Origin of the sequence: Aminobacter sp. BA135 (assembly GCF_050859125.1) — a bacterium.
GTDB lineage: Bacteria > Pseudomonadota > Alphaproteobacteria > Rhizobiales > Rhizobiaceae > Aminobacter > Aminobacter ciceronei.
Window position 1 is genome coordinate 3079072 of record NZ_CP139572.1, and the last position, 15582, is coordinate 3094653.

The window sequence follows — 15582 nt, forward strand, 5'->3', positions numbered from 1 at the left end:
GCATACGGCCGGCCCGAAAGCGAACGGATGACTACGCCCGCGCATGTCGCGATTATCATGGACGGCAACGGTCGCTGGGCAAAAGCCCGCGGCCTGCCGCGCGTTGCGGGCCACCGGGCCGGTGTCGAGGCGTTGCGCCGCACCGTTCGTGCCGCCGCAGACCTCGGTATTTCCTGGCTGACCGTCTACGCCTTCTCCTCGGAGAACTGGTCGCGGCCCAAGTCCGAGGTCACCGACCTCATGGGGTTGCTCAAGATCTTCATTCGGCGCGATCTTGCCGAACTCCACAACAGCGGTGTGCGCGTCCAGATCATCGGCGACAGGGCCACGCTGCAGCCCGATATCCGTAGCCTGCTCGAGGAGGCCGAAACGCTGACATCGGGCAATGATGCGCTGACACTGGTCATCGCGTTCAACTATGGCGGACGCGACGAGATCGCGCGCGCCGCGCGCCGGCTGGCGGAAGCGGTCAAGCGTGGCGACATTTCAAGCGAGCAGATCACGCCGGAGCTGTTTGCCGAGGAACTCGACACATCGGGCATTCCTGATCCCGACCTGGTCATTCGCACCAGCGGCGAAATCCGGCTCTCCAATTTCCTGCCCTGGCAGTCGGCCTACAGCGAGCTGATCTTCCAGCCTTGCTACTGGCCGGATTTCACCCGCGAGCATCTGTCGGAGGCCTTGCGCGAATATACCGGCCGCGAACGCCGTTTTGGCGGGCTTGCAGCGCGCGACGTCGCTTCGTGACCTTGCCATGAGCAATCTCCAGCTCCGGACAATTTCAGCGATCGTGCTGGCAGCTGCTGTGCTGTTGCTGACATGGCTGGGCGGGCTGCCGTTCAGGATGCTGACCGCGGCGATAGCAATTGCCATCTTCTACGAATGGTCGCGCATGTCGCGGCCTAACAGCGAAACAGGATGGGCCGGCGGCAACCTCAACATGCTGCCGGAAGTGTTCATCCTGATGTTCGCCGGCGCCTTGGTCGCGGGCATTCCGGCACTCGCTTTGATCATCCTGTCTGCGGTTTTCACCCTCATCCTGTGGGGGCTGGGCAAGCTGCGCCGGGCAGGGGCGTGGGAAGCTGCTGGTTTTGGCTATTCTGCGCTCTCCGGCCTGTCCCTTGCCCTGTTGCGCGGCGACGACGCGTCGGGCCTCGTCGCCATCCTGTTTCTGTTCGCGGTTGTCTGGGCGACGGACATTTTTGCCTATTTTGTCGGCCGCAAGGTCGGCGGCCCCAAGCTGGCACCGGCCATTTCGCCTGGCAAGACGCGCAGCGGCGCTGTTGGCGGCGCTGTCGGTGGTGTGGTTGCCGGACTGCTGCTCGCCAACTTTGCCGGTACGGGCAACTTGTTCCTCCTGGCCGTGATAGGCCTGCTGCTTTCGGTGATCTCGCAGGCCGGCGATCTGTTCGAATCATGGGTCAAGCGTCGGCATGGCTACAAGGATTCGGGGTCGCTGATTCCCGGCCATGGCGGCGTGATGGACCGCGTCGATGGGCTTGTCGCGGCTGCATTTGCCCTATACGTCATCGGCTGGATGTCCGGTTCCGCCGACCATCCGGCTCAGGGATTGTTTCCGGCCTGAGCGACCAAGTTCAGGGGCGCAAGCCTCGGGCAAGGCGCGGTGCTGCACTTGAAGCGCCAAGGTATCTGGTTGAGGGCTTGAATTGAGCGAGTATCTTCCCGCGTTCCTGACTACGGATGGTCTCCTGATCGGCACCATCGTGCCGTTCCTGTTCGTGCTCACCATCGTCGTGTTCGTGCACGAGATGGGCCATTATCTGGTCGGCCGCTGGTGCGGTATCGGTGTGAAGGCCTTTTCGATTGGCTTCGGCCCCGAACTGCTCGGCTTCAACGATCGTCGCGGTACGCGTTGGAAGCTTTGCGCCGTTCCCTTGGGCGGCTACGTCAAGTTCGTCGGCGACATGAGCGTCACCAGCAAGCCGGAGGGCAGCGGGGACGACAATCTCAGTGCCGCCGAACGTAAGATCGCGTTCCATACGCAACCAGTGTGGAAGCGCGCGGCGACCGTGTTCGCCGGACCGCTGTTCAATTTCCTGCTGACGATTGCCGTCTTCACTGTGCTGTTTTCGGCTTATGGCCGCTATGTCATGGAGCCGACGGTTGCCGAGGTGCGCGCTGCGAGCCCGGCGGCGAATGCCGGTATCCAGCCGGGAGACCGATTCGTCAGTGTCGACGGCCAGCCGGTGGAAACCTTCTCCGACGTCCAGCGCATCGTCTCGGGACGCGGTGGCGATCCGCTTACCTTCGTGATGATGCGTGACGGCAAGGAAGTCTCTGTTACGGCGACGCCCGAAATGATGGAGCAGAAGGACGCGCTCGGCAATTCGGTCAAGGTTGCGGTCATTGGCGTCGTCAACAATGAGGAGCTGGGGCAGCCCAGGCTCATCAGCTACAGCCCAGGCGGCGCATTTGTGCAGGCGGTTTCCGAAACCGGGCACATCATCGAGCGTACCGGTCAGTTCCTGAAGCGATTCGTCGTTGGCCGGGAGGACAAGTGTCAGCTCGGTGGGCCGGTCAAGATCGCCGACATGGCCGGCAAGGCGGCCCAACTGGGCTTCGTCTGGCTGGTGCAATTGGTGGCTCTTTTGTCGGTCGGCATCGGTTTTCTGAACCTTCTGCCGATTCCTCCACTCGACGGCGGCCACTTGGCGTTCTATGCAGTTGAAGCTGTCATCAGGCGCCCTGTTTCCGAGCGGGCGATGGAGGCTGTATATCGAGTGGGGATGATTCTCGTGCTGGCGTTTATGGGTTTCGTTTTCTGGAACGACCTGTTTGGCTGCTGAAATCATGAAGAAATTTGGGGCCGGCAAGGGGTCCGTTGAGAGGGCGTTTACCATCTGGGGCGGTATGCGTGACGCGAAAGTCACGCTCGCTGAGGAAGTAAGCGCAAATTAACCAGAAGCCTTGCGTGTAGGGAAAATCCAGTTATTACGGTACGAGAATTACCGCGACGTCCGGTTTTCTCGCCGTGGGGACTTCGAGAAAAGGTTGTAAAGGCCGACTATGAAGGCAGCACTTAAGTTTGCGAGCGCCGCGTCCGCGGTTGCTCTTTCCGCCGCTCTGGCCATTCCAGGCGCAGTGGCGGTCCAGTTTGTTGCCGTGTCTGCCGCTGAGGCGGCGGTGGTCAACCGGGTCGAAGTGCGCGGCAATCAGCGCGTCGATGCGGAAACCGTCCGCAACTACATCACCATCAAACCCGGCAAGTCGTTCTCGAATACCGATATCGACGACGCTGTGAAGGCGCTGTTCGGCAGCGGCCTGTTCTCCGACGTCCGCATCAATCAGGTCGGCTCGACGCTCGTCGTCCAGGTTTCCGAATATCAGGTCGTCAACAACGTGCTGTTCCAGGGCAACAAGAAGCTCAAGGACGCGGCACTCGGTGGCGCCATCCAGCTCAAGCCGCGCGGCGCATTTTCGCAGGCAGCGCTTGAGGCTGACACCCAGGCGATCAAGGAAGCCTACAAGCGCGTCGGCCGTGACGACGTCACCGTCGGCACCCAGATCATGGATCTCGGCGAAAATCGCGTGAACGTGGTGTTCGAGATCAATGAAGGCGGCCGCACGAAGATCGCCGCGATCAATTTCGTCGGTAACGACGCCTATGGCGATCGCCGCCTCGCAGACGTCATCTCGACCAAGCGCTCGTCGTTCCTGTCGTTCATGTTGCGTGACGACATCTATGACGAAGACCGCCTGCGCGCCGACGAGGAAGCGCTGCGTCGCTTCTATTTCAATCACGGCTACGCCGACTTCCAGGTTGTCTCCGCCTTCGGCGAACTTGACGAGGCGACCAACCAGTACACCATCACGATCACCGTTGACGAAGGTCAGCGCTACACGTTCGGCGATGTGTCGGTCGAAAGCAGCATCCCCGAGGTCGACGGCGCGAGCCTGCAGCGTCTCGTCGAGACGCGCAAAGGCGATGTTTACAACGCCAAGGACGTCGAAGATTCGATCATCGCGATCACCGAGAACGTTGCCGGCGCTGGTTATGCCTTCGCCAAGGTAACGCCGCGCGGCGATCGTAATTTCGAAAACCGCACCATCTCGGTCGTCTACACCGTCGACCAGGGCGCCAAGGCTTATGTCGAGCGCATCGAAATCCGCGGCAACGAACGCACCCGCGATTTCGTCATCCGTCGCGAATTCGACGTCTCCGAAGGCGATGCCTTCAACCAGGTGCTGATCCAGCGCGCCAAGAAGCGCCTGGAGGCGCTGAACTTCTTCGAGCGTGTCGAAGTGTCGACCGCTCCCGGATCGCAGCCTGACCAGGTCGTGCTGGTTGTCGACCTGGTCGAGAAGTCGACCGGCGAGTTCTCGATCGGCGCCGGCTATTCGACCGGTGGCGACAATGCCGGCCCGTCGGTGGAAGGCTCGATCACCGAGCGCAACTTCCTCGGCCGCGGCCAGTTCATCAAGTTCTCCGCCGGCGGCGGCAAGAACTCGCGCGACTACAGCTTCTCGTTCACCGAGCCGTATTTCCTCGGTCGTCGTATCGCTGCCGGTTTCGACGTCTATCGCCAGACCCGCAAGTACAATGACAAGTACGACAGCGATATTACCGGCGGCACCATCCGCTTCGGTCTGCCGATCACCAACAACATTTCGACGCAGCTCGCTTACAACCTCTCTCAGGAGAAGTATGAGCTGAACGAAAAGTGCGATACTGACGGCAACGGAATTCCAGATGCCGGCTGCGCGGTTTCGCAAGCAATCGTTGATGGTATTGCCAACAGTCCATGGATCAAGTCGTCGGTCAGTGGCACGCTGGTCTATAACACCATCGATGACATGAAGAATCCACGTAACGGTATCTACGCGAACTTCACGACTGAAGTGGCAGGTCTCGGCGGCGACGCGAAGTTCGTCAAGTTCACGGGCCGTGCGAGCTACTATCAGACGCTGTCGGAAGAGCTTGATATCGTTGGTCTCGTATCGGCTGGCGCTGGTCATATCCAGGGCTTCGGCGACGATGGCCTGCGCGTCTTCGATCATTTCAAGAACAATGATCGCATGATCCGCGGCTTTGAATACAACGGTATTGGGCCATACGATCCGGCGAGCAAGGATCACCTTGGCGGTACCACCTATTTCAATGCGTCGGTTGAAGCGCAGTTCCCCATCCCAGTTGTGCCAGAGAGCTTTGGCCTGCGAGGTGCAGTGTTCGCCGATGCTGCAACTCTTTATGGCAGCAAGGTTGATCGGAACGTCGGTACGGCTCAGGAATTTGCTATTGCTGGCACTGGCATGGACTTGCGTGCCTCGGTCGGTGTCGGCTTGCTCTGGGCTTCGCCCTTCGGTCCGCTGCGCATCGACTATGCGGTACCGGTCAAGAAGCTGGACACCGACAATACGCAGGAATTCAACTTCGGCATTTCGACCCGCTTCTAATTGCGTGGTACAACGTTTCCGGGCCGTCACGGCCCGGAAACTCTTTGCCCGGCTTGGCTGGAACAGCATTTCATGACGGATCCGGTATTTTTTGTGCCGTCACGCCGCTACACGGTGGGCGAGGTGGCCGGCCTTACCGGCGCGACGCTTGTCGACCCCAAACATTCCGATATCGCCATCTCGACCATCGCAGCGGCAAGCAGCGGTGGCGAGGGCGCTTTGGTGTTTGTCGATGGCAAGCGCAATGCTGGACCACTCAAGGCATTGCATGCGGCGGCGGTGCTTTGCACGCCCGATGTTGCCGATTTGGTGCCAGCCGGTGTCGCGGTTCTCATTACGCCACGTCCGCAGCAGGCTTTTGCCCGCATTGGCCGGTTGCTTTATCCAGATGCCGAACGTCCGGTCGGCGTGACCGGTGTTTTGGGCGTGTCACCATTCGCTCATGTTGACCCGACCGCATATGTCGAGGCTGGCGCTGTCGTTGAGGCTGGTGTCGTCATCGGGCCGAACGCGGCTGTCGGCGCCGGCACTGTGGTTTCGGCAAATGCCGTCATCGGACGTTCGACGCAGATCGGCCGCGATTGTTATGTCGGCCCGCACAGCTCGATCCAATATGCGCTTATCGGTAATGGCGTCATCATTCATGCCGGCGCCCGCATCGGCCAGGACGGTTTCGGTTTTGCCGGAGGCGCGCGCGGTCCGGAACGCATTCCGCAGATCGGCCGCGTCATCATCCAGGACAATGTCGAGATCGGCGCCAATTCGACTGTCGACCGTGGCGCCATGTCCGACACGGTCATCGGCGAAAACTCCAAGATCGACAATCTCGTCCAGATCGCCCACAACGTGCGCATTGGCCGCAATTGCGTTATTGCGGGGCTGACGGGTATTTCGGGCTCGGTTGTCGTCGGCGACAACGTGATGATGGGCGGCGGCGTTGGCCTGGCCGATCACCTGACCATCGGATCGGGGGCGCAGCTGGCAGCGCGCAGCGGCCTGATGCACGACGTGCCCGCAGGCGAAGTTTGGGCAGGATTTCCTGCAAAACCAATGAAATTGGCAATGCGCGAGTTCGCGTTGATCAGAAAAATGGCCATGGGAAAACCAAAGGGGGGTGGGAGCAGTGACTGACCAGGCGACCAGGACACTCGAAGCCGTCGATATCCTCGGCCTGCACAAGCTGCTGCCGCATCGTTACCCGTTCCTGCTGATTGATCGCATCGTCGACATCGATGGCGACGATTCCGCTGTCGGCATCAAGAACGTCACCTTCAACGAACCGCACTTCCAAGGGCATTTCCCGGGCCATCCGGTCATGCCCGGCGTGCTGATCATCGAGGCCATGGCACAGACGGCGGGCGCCATCTGCCTGCGGCTCGTCGTCGACGAAACGCCGTCGCTGGTGTACCTGATGACGGTCGACGGAGCCAAGTTCCGCAAGCCGGTCGTGCCGGGAGACCAGCTCCGCATTCACGTCAAGAAGATCAAGAAGCGCGGCAACATCCTGAAGTTCGCCTGCGACGCGCAGGTCAATGGTGCGACCGTAGCCGAAGCAGAGGTGGCAGCGATGATGGTGCCCAAGGAATAAGCAACAACTCCATGACTGAAACCTTTATCCATCCTGCCGCTGTCGTCGAAGCCGGTGCACAACTGGGTGCGGGCGTTCGCATTGGTCCTTTCTGCCATGTCAGCGCTGATGCCGTCATCGGTGACCGCGTCGAACTGATGAGTCATGTCGCGATCCTGGGCGCAACGACGCTTGGCGAAGGCTGCAAGGTGTTTCCGCAGGCAACGCTTGGCGCTGCGCCCCAGAACAACAAGCACAAGGGTGGCCGGACGACGCTCACTGTCGGTAAGAACTGCACGATCCGCGAAGGCGTGACCATGCATGTCGGCACCGACACCAGCCGTGGCGCCACCACCGTCGGCGACAACGGGCTGTTCCTCGCCTATGCGCATATCGCCCATGACTGCATCGTCGGCGACAACGTCACGATGGCCAATGTCGCGACCCTCGGCGGCCACGTCGAAGTCGGCAACAACGTCACGCTTGGTGGCCTGTGTGCCGTCCATCAGATGACGCGTATCGGTCACCATGCCTTTGCCGGCGGTGGCGCGATCATCGATGGCGACATCATCCCCTATGGCATGGTGATGGGCAATCGCGCTCGCCTGCGCGGACTCAACGTCATCGGCATGCGCCGCTCCGGCCTGCCGCGCGCCGAAATCTTTGCCTTGCGCAAAGCCTACAAGATGATTTTCGATCCCACCCGTTCGGTGGCCGAAGGCATCCCGCTTGTTGAACGCGAGTTCGCTGCTTCGCCCATCGTGCGCGATGTTCTGGATTTCATCCAGGCGCGCGGCAAGCGCCACTTCACCGTACCGCCGCTGAGACACGCCGTCGCCGAAGACGCCGCCGATGACGAAGGCTGAGGGCGGAAAGAGGATCAACCTTTCCGCGACTGACCGGGTTGCTGTCGTCGCCGGCAGCGGTCGGCTCCCGGTCAATGTCGCCGACAGTCTCGCCGAGGCCGGGCACAAGCCCTTCATCGTTCTGATTGACGGTGAGACCGATCCCGGTACCAGCCTCTGGAGCTATGCCGGCGAGCGGCTTGCCATCGAGCAGTTCGCCTCGCTGGTGCCTTTGCTCAGGCGTCACGACATCACCCACTGCGTGCTGGCCGGTGGCATCAGTCGTCGCCCGGTGTGGCGGGCCATTCGCCCCAGCATAGCCCTGCTGCGTGTCCTGCCGCGCGCGCTTGCAGCGCTTGCCCGCGGCGACGACGGCCTGCTGCGCATCCTGGTCACGACGATCGAGGACAACGGCATCAAGGTCGTCGGGGCACATCAGGTCGTTCCGGAGCTTCTGGCGATGACTGGCAGCATGGGGGGGCTGGCGCCCCAGCAGAGTGACTGGGCCGACCTTCGGGCCGGCCAGGAGGCCGCACGCACGATCGGTGCGCTTGATATCGGCCAAGCGGCGGTTGCCATCGGCGGGCGCGCCATCGCGCTCGAAGGCATCGAGGGCACCGACCTGTTGCTCGAACGCGTGCGCGACCTGCGCAACAACGGCCGCATCGCCGGTCGCACACGCGGCGTTCTGGTGAAATGCGCCAAGCCGAACCAGGAACTGCGCGCCGACCTGCCGACAATCGGTCCGGCAACGGTCGATGCTGCGCATGCAGCGGGGCTTGCCGGGATCGGCATTGAGGCCGGACGCTCGCTGGTGCTCGATTATGGCGAGGTGGTCGAACGCGCCGACAGGCTCGGCCTGTTCGTCATCGGCCTGTCTGGCGAGGGAAACGAGCCATGACCCAGCCACCACTCAAGATTGCCATCGTCGCAGGCGAGGAGTCGGGCGACCTGCTCGGCGCCGATCTGGTGCAGGCGCTGCAGCGCTTGAGTGGGCGTGAGGTCAGGCTTGTCGGCACTGGCGGCCGGCATCTGCAGGAACTTGGCCTGTCGCCGCTGTTCAATGCCAGCGAGATCGCATTGATGGGACTGACGGCGGTCATCCGCGACCTGCCGCGCCTGATCAGGCGGATCGCTCAGACCGCCCGTTTCGTCGCGGCCGAAAAGCCGGATTGCCTCGTAACCATCGACAGCCCGGATTTTTCGCTGCGCGTTGCCAGGAAGGTGCGGGCGCTCGATCCGACCATTCCTATCATCCATTACATCTGCCCGAGCGTCTGGGCCTGGCGGTCGGGACGGGCCAAGGCAATGAAGCCTGATGTCGACGAGGTGCTGTGCATCCTGCCGTTCGAGCCGGCCGAGCTTGCGCGCCTGGGCGGCCCGCATGGTACATTTGTCGGCCATCGGTTGACGACCGACCCGGGCGTCGCCATTGCGGCGGCGATGCAGGAAGGCAAGGCTGAGCTTGCGGCTGACCGCGAGAAAACGCTTCTGCTTTTGCCGGGATCGCGTCGTGGCGAGGTGCGCAGCCTGATCGGCCCGTTCGGCGAGACCGTTGCGATCCTGCGCGCACGTGGCCATCGTATGCGGCTGCTCTTGCCGACGGTGCCGCATGTCACCGGCCTCGTCGAAGAGGCTGTCTCCACCTGGCAGCAAAAGCCGGAGATTATCCTCGATCCGCAGCACAAGTGGCAGGCCTTTGGTGAGGCGGATGCTGCCCTGATCGCATCGGGCACGGTGTCGCTGGAACTCGCGCTTGCGGGTGTGCCGATGTTGTCGTCCTACAAACTCGACACGCTGGCGCGGATGATCCAGAGCATGGTCACGGTGTGGAGTGCTGCACTGCCCAACTTGATTGCCGACAGGCCGGTCGTGCAGGAAAATTACAACGAATATGTGCGCCCGCAATGGATGGCGCGCTATGTCGAAGGCCTGTTCGAGGATGGCGCCCTTCGACGCTGGCAGAAAGACGGTTTTGCCGAAATTGCCAGACGCATGGCGACCGAACGGCCGTCAGGCGAGATCGCTGCCGAAACGGTTCTCAAACACATCACGAAATGAAAAACACCCGCCGAGGCGATGGCCTGGCGGGTGTTTTTCAAGTCGTTCGCAGCTTCGAGCTGCGACAGCGCCGCGCGCCTGAACGAACGCGGCGCTGAAAGGCTCAGCGCTTGGCGATCGGCACGTAGTCGCGTTCGGTGGCGCCGGTGTAGAGCTGGCGCGGACGGCCGATCTTCTGGCGCGGATCCTCGATCATTTCCTTCCACTGCGCGATCCAGCCGACAGTGCGGGCGAGCGCGAACAGAACGGTGAACATGGTGGTGGGGAAGCCCAGCGCCTTCAGCGTGATGCCTGAATAGAAGTCGATGTTCGGATACAGCTTCTTCTCGATGAAATACTCGTCGGTCAGCGCGATGCGCTCGAGTTCCATTGCCACGTCGAGCATCGGATCGTCCTTGATGCCGAGCTCGCCCAGCACTTCATGCGTGGTCTTCTGCATGATCTTGGCGCGCGGATCGTAGTTCTTGTAGACGCGGTGGCCGAAACCCATAAGGCGGAACGGATCGTTCTTGTCCTTGGCGCGGGCGACGAACTCGGGAATTCGGTCGACGTGGCCGATCTCGCTGAGCATGTTGAGCGCTGCTTCATTGGCGCCGCCATGTGCGGGGCCCCACAGGCAGGCGATGCCGGCGGCGATGCAGGCGAACGGATTGGCACCCGACGAGCCGGCGAGGCGCACGGTCGAGGTCGAGGCGTTCTGCTCGTGGTCGGCGTGCAGGATGAAGATGCGCTCCATGGCGCGGGCCAGCACCGGGTTGACCTTGTACTCCTCGCACGGCACGGCAAAGCACATGTGCAGGAAGTTGGCGGCAAAGTTCAGCTCGTTCTTGGGGTAAATGAACGGCTGGCCGATGTGGTACTTGTAGGCCATCGCGGCGATCGTCGGCATCTTTGCGATCAGGCGGATCGAGGCGACCATGCGCTGGTGCGGATCGGAGATGTCGGTCGAGTCGTGATAGAAGGCCGACAGCGCGCCGACCACGCCGCACATCACCGCCATCGGGTGTGCGTCGCGGCGGAAGCCGGTGAAGAAGCGCGACATCTGCTCATGCACCATGGTGTGGCGCGTGATGCGGTAGTCGAAGTCGTCCTTCTGCGCCTTGGTCGGCAGTTCGCCGTAGAGCAGGAGGTAGCAGACTTCGAGGAAGTCGCCGTGCTCGGCGAGCTGGTCGATCGGATAGCCGCGGTGCAGCAGGACACCGGCGTCGCCGTCGATGAAGGTGATTTCCGATTCGCAGCTTGCGGTGGAGGTGAAGCCCGGGTCGTAGGTGAATGCGCCGGTCGTTGCGTAGAGCGATGCGATGTCGATCACATCCGGTCCGACCGTTCCGCCGCGGACCTTGAACTCGTGGGTCTGGCCGCGGAACTCCAGTTTGGCGGTCGAATCAGTCATCGCATACTCCTTAGTGCTGAGTTGCCGCCTTGCGCGGCGCAATCGTCATAACAAGGCAACCCATTAGGACCGGAACGCTTGAACTCGCTTCCCAGCTTTCCCGCTGCTTTCAAATTGACCTGTTGCCGCAATGTTGCACCGCAACAGCCTCATTTCAATGCAAAACTAGGAAAGCACTGCTGACCTAATCGATTTGATCAAAAATGCGGGCTAGACTTTCGTCGCGCCCTAGAACGGCGAGCACATCGAACACTCCGGGGGAAGTGCTCCTGCCCGTCAGGGCGGCCCGCAAAGGCTGCGCCACGCCGCCCAATTTCAGATTTTCGCGGCCGGCAAACTCGCGGATCGCGGCCTCTGCATTGGCCGCCGTCCAGTCGGCGGCAGCGACCGTCGCGAGCGCCGCATGCGCGCCCTTGAGGATATCCTTGGCTGGGCCGGCGAGCAGGCCGGCGGCCTTCTCATCGAGCGGCAGCGGACGCTGGGCAAACAGGAAGCCTGCGCCGTCAGCCAGTTCGATCAGCGTCTTGGCGCGCTCTTTGAGGCCCGGCATGGCGGCAAGCAGCTGTGCCTTGCGCGTGTCGTCGAGCCCGCCGAGGATGGCGTCGCCGCCGGGCAGATAGGGCAAGGTGGCAACGAAGATGTCGAACAGCTTCTTGTCGTCCATCTGGCGCATGTGAACGCCGTTCAGCGCCTCGAGCTTGGCAAAGTCGAAGCGTGCCGCACCCTTGTTGACGTCCTCGATCTCGAACCAGCTGATCATGTTCTCGATGCTCATCACCTCGTCGTCGCCATGGCTCCAGCCGAGGCGGGCGAGGTAGTTGAGCAGGGCCTCAGGCAAATAGCCCATGGCGCGATAAGCATCGACGCCGAGCGCGCCATGGCGCTTGGACAGCTTTGCGCCGTCCGCACCATGGATCAGCGGAATATGCGCCATCACCGGCACGTCCCAGCCCATGGCGTTGTAGATGACGGTCTGGCGCGCGGCGTTGGTCAGGTGGTCGTCGCCACGGATGATGTGGGTGACGCCCATGTCGTGATCGTCGACGACGACAGCATGCATGTAGGTCGGTACGCCGTCCGAACGCAGGATGATGAAATCGTCGAGATCCTTGTTGGGAAAGCGCACATCACCCTGCACGCGGTCGAGCACCAGCGTCTCGCCGTCCTGCGGCGCCTTGATGCGAATGACCGGCTTGACACCAGCCGGCGCCTCGGACGGGTCGCGGTCGCGCCAGCGGCCGTCATAGCGTGGCGGCTTGCCCTCGGCGCGCGCCTTCTCGCGCATCTCGGTCAGCTCTTCCTGCGAGGCGTAGCAATAATAGGCTTTGCCCATGCGCACGAGTTCTTCGGCCACCTCGCGATGGCGCGGCGCTCGCTCGAACTGCGAGATCGGCTCACCCTCCCAGGTCAGGCCGAGCCAGGTCAGGCCCTTGAGGATCGCTGCAGTTGCGGCGTCGGTCGAGCGCTCGCGGTCGGTGTCCTCGATACGCAGCAGCATGGTGCCGCCGGTGTGGCGGGAATAAAGCCAGTTGAAGAGAGCGGTACGCGCGCCACCAATGTGCAGATAGCCGGTGGGCGAGGGGGCGAAGCGGGTGACGACAGGCATGACGATTTCCAAGGGAAGCAGGGCGCTTGGCCGAAAACCGGCGGCGCATGGCGTTTGTGTGCGGTTGATGTAGCATAGAAGGTCTGGGGCGCAAGAGGCAGGCCCGATGGGCGACCACGTGCGGGAGGGGCAGGCCGGTAACAATCCGGTGGTCGAAGCCAGCGAGCGCGACTTGCTGACCTCTCCAGCCGTGCCTGCCGTTGCGTGGACACCACCAGCTCTGCCCGAGAGAGATGCTGCTCCTGACGCCGATGCATCGCCGTTTCAGCGAGGACACAAGGCCTGGCTACGGCAAGGATCGCAATTGCTGGTCGGTCACCGGATCACCGTACGATCCACCCTGGCCGCGATCGAAACGGAACTCGACCGCGGTGCGGCGTTCCTGCTTCTTCCGGTTTTTCTAGCCGCTGGTGCCCTGGTGTATTTCGCGCTTCCGAACGAGCCGCATGTCGCGCCGCTCGTCGTTGTGTCAGCGACACCGGCCGTCCTCGCCTTCCTAACGCGCGGACGGCGGCTTGTTCACTACGCGCTCGCCGCACTCGCCGCCTCAATGCTCGGCATGGCGGTTGCAAAGTTCGAGACGGAACGCATGGCTACGAAGATGCTGGGCGCCGAGATCTCGACCGCCATCACCGGGCGCGTCGTCGAGATCAACAATCTGGACAAGGGCAGGGTGCGGCTGACGCTCGACGTTCTGGCGACCGCCCGCCCGGTCTTGCGTTACACGCCCGATCGGGTGCGGCTCGTTGCCCGCAAGCTTCCTGACGGCGTCATGGCGGGGTCCGAGCTGACGGGGTATGTCAGGCTGATGCCGCCGTCCGGGCCTGTGCGGCCGGGCAGCTATGATTTTTCCTTCGAAAGCTATTTCGACGGCATCGGCGCCAGCGGGTTTTTCATGAAAGGCCCAGAGTTTGCTGCAACCACCCAGCCGCTGTCGGCCAGTAATCGTGCATTCGCGTCGATCGAGAATGTGCGCCAGAAGATTGCCCAGCGCATTCGCGACCGCATTGGCGGTCCGGAGGGCGAAATCGCGGCTGCCCTGGTCGTCGGCGTGAGCGGCGGCATTCCCGAGGATGTCAACGAGGCGCTGCGGCGTACCGGGCTCTACCACATCATCTCGATCTCGGGTCTGCACATGGCGATGGTCGCAGGCACGGTCATGCTTTTGATGCGGCTATGCTTCGCCGCCTTTCCCGGCTTCACCTCGCACCGGCCGGTCAAGAAGTACGCGGCAGGCGCAGCACTGCTCGCCACCGGCGGCTATCTGTTCATTTCAGGCGCCGAGGTCGCGGCGCAACGCAGCTTCATCATGCTGGCGGTGATGCTGACGGCCGTGCTGTTCGACCGCGCAGCACTCACCATGCGCAACCTGGCGATCTCGGCCGTCCTCGTGATCATGATCTCGCCCCACGAAGTCGTCGGGCCGAGCTTCCAGATGTCGTTCGCCGCAACGGCAGCCCTCGTTGGCGCATATGCCTGGTGGTCGGACCGGCGGGAGGAGCAGGCGCTGCCGGTCGGTCAGAGATCGCTGCCGTCCAAAATCTGGCGCTGGCTTGCGACAGTTGCTATAGGTCTCGCCGCGACGTCGGTGATTGCCGGGCTCGCGACCAGCGTTTTGGGTGCATGGCATTTCCAACGTGTCTCGCCCCTCAGTCTGTTCGCCAATCTGGCAGTCAGCCCGTTTGTGTCTGTCCTTGTCATGCCCTTTGCCGTCATGGCTGGCATCTTCATGCCGCTTGGACTCGACGGCCCCTTCCTCGACACGATGGGCTTCGGCCTGAAGGCAATGATTGGCATCGCCACCTGGTTCTCCGAGCGCTCGCCGGTCGATGCGGTCGGCCTTGTCTCGTCACATGCGGTATTGTTGCTCACTGCAGCACTCGTCATCGCGTCGACGGCAACGACCTGGCTGCGCGCCGCCGCACTGCCATTCGCGGCCCTTGGGCTGCTGACGGTCGTGGAAACGGAAACGCCCAACGTTCTCGTTTCGGAAGATGGCCGCCTCGTCGGCGTCCCGGTCGGCGATGGCAAACTGGCCGTCAATCGCGTCCGGCCGAACCAGTTCACCGTCGACAACTGGCAGCGCGCGCTGGCGTCGGAAACACTCATCACCCCGGCCCGTTCGGCGGCGAATGCAACGAACGGGACTGTCCGTATGCCCAGCGAGACCGGCTCACAGCCAGCAGCCGAGGCAGATGTCGCCGGTACGATACCCGGCAAACCAGTATCTGGAGAGCTAAACGCCGCCGGCGCGGACGCCTTCGTATGTGACAGCGGGCTGTGCACGGTTCAGCAATCGGAGGGTGCACGGATCGTTCATGCGGCGAATGCGAGCGCCGCTGCACGAGCCTGCGACAACGCGGATCTCATCGTCGTCGACGATGCCACGGCAAGCGACGTCTGCCCCGGCGTGACCGTGCTCACCAAACGCGAGCTGGCGCGCCTTGGCAGTGCGTCGATATTCATCACAGCCGAGGCGGTTGGCATAGATCAGGCGGTCGAGATACGCCACGCTGTGGCGGAACCGTACCGCCCGTGGCATGCGCAGCGCCAATTTTCGCGCGAGGCGAGGGGCCTGCCACCCTACAAGCGAACGGAGATGCCCCCGAAGACACCTGCCGGGGCAACCAAGGCGCACCCAAAAGCGCCGACTGCGGCCACACGGTGAGTCCGAGATCTGTACCCGCCGTCGCAG

General features: G+C 62.6%; 12 protein-coding genes. 10 read left to right on the forward strand and 2 right to left on the reverse strand.

The features are described from left to right. Positions 1-27 precede the first annotated feature (27 nt). The 9 genes from SLT36_RS14970 to lpxB all read left to right on the forward strand — a co-directional run bounded on the left by SLT36_RS14970 (position 28) and on the right by lpxB (position 9888). On the forward strand, positions 28-747 hold the full coding sequence (locus SLT36_RS14970; protein ID WP_083948597.1) for an isoprenyl transferase: 720 nt from the start codon (positions 28-30) through the stop codon (positions 745-747). 7 nt (positions 748-754) lie between these two features. Then, on the forward strand, positions 755-1585 hold the full coding sequence (locus SLT36_RS14975; RefSeq protein ID WP_432283348.1) for a phosphatidate cytidylyltransferase: 831 nt from the start codon (positions 755-757) through the stop codon (positions 1583-1585). Between the two features lie 82 nt (positions 1586-1667). After that, a complete protein-coding gene (rseP, locus tag SLT36_RS14980; RefSeq protein WP_432283349.1) occupies positions 1668-2807 on the forward strand; it encodes an RIP metalloprotease RseP in 1140 nt (379 codons plus the stop codon). 220 nt (positions 2808-3027) lie between these two features. Further along, positions 3028-5415, forward strand: a complete 2388-nt coding sequence (bamA, locus tag SLT36_RS14985; protein ID WP_432283350.1) for an outer membrane protein assembly factor BamA — start codon at positions 3028-3030, stop codon at positions 5413-5415. A 72-nt stretch (positions 5416-5487) separates the two neighbouring features. Then, positions 5488-6546, forward strand: a complete 1059-nt coding sequence (gene lpxD / locus SLT36_RS14990; RefSeq protein ID WP_432283351.1) for a UDP-3-O-(3-hydroxymyristoyl)glucosamine N-acyltransferase — start codon at positions 5488-5490, stop codon at positions 6544-6546. Beyond that, positions 6539-7003, forward strand: coding sequence for a 3-hydroxyacyl-ACP dehydratase FabZ (gene fabZ / locus SLT36_RS14995; protein ID WP_067962382.1), 465 nt, complete (start codon positions 6539-6541; stop codon positions 7001-7003). The genes lpxD and fabZ overlap by 8 nt, the downstream gene beginning before the upstream one ends. Positions 7004-7014: 11 nt before the next feature. Continuing rightward, positions 7015-7848 carry an acyl-ACP--UDP-N-acetylglucosamine O-acyltransferase gene (gene lpxA / locus SLT36_RS15000; protein WP_432283352.1) on the forward strand — a complete coding sequence of 278 codons (834 nt, stop codon included), beginning with the start codon at positions 7015-7017 and terminating at the stop codon, positions 7846-7848. Next, positions 7835-8728 (forward strand): LpxI family protein, encoded by an 894-nt coding sequence (locus SLT36_RS15005; protein WP_432283353.1) that lies wholly within the window; start codon positions 7835-7837, stop codon positions 8726-8728. Before lpxA ends, SLT36_RS15005 begins: the two co-directional genes overlap by 14 nt. Then, entirely contained in the window at positions 8725-9888 is a 1164-nt protein-coding gene (gene lpxB, locus SLT36_RS15010) for a lipid-A-disaccharide synthase (protein ID WP_432283354.1), read from the forward strand. The genes SLT36_RS15005 and lpxB overlap by 4 nt, the downstream gene beginning before the upstream one ends. 103 nt (positions 9889-9991) lie before the next feature. Here lpxB and gltA read toward each other — a convergent pair whose 3' ends face one another. Then, on the reverse strand, positions 9992-11281 hold the full coding sequence (gene gltA / locus SLT36_RS15015) for a citrate synthase (RefSeq protein ID WP_115731863.1): 1290 nt from the start codon (positions 11279-11281) through the stop codon (positions 9992-9994). A gap of 184 nt (positions 11282-11465) precedes the next feature. Beyond that, positions 11466-12887, reverse strand: coding sequence for a glutamate--tRNA ligase (gene gltX / locus SLT36_RS15020; RefSeq protein ID WP_432283355.1), 1422 nt, complete (start codon positions 12885-12887; stop codon positions 11466-11468). A gap of 106 nt (positions 12888-12993) precedes the next feature. Between gltX and SLT36_RS15025 the strand changes: the two genes are divergently transcribed. Next, on the forward strand, positions 12994-15555 hold the full coding sequence (locus SLT36_RS15025) for a ComEC/Rec2 family competence protein (protein ID WP_432283356.1): 2562 nt from the start codon (positions 12994-12996) through the stop codon (positions 15553-15555). Positions 15556-15582 lie beyond the last annotated feature (27 nt).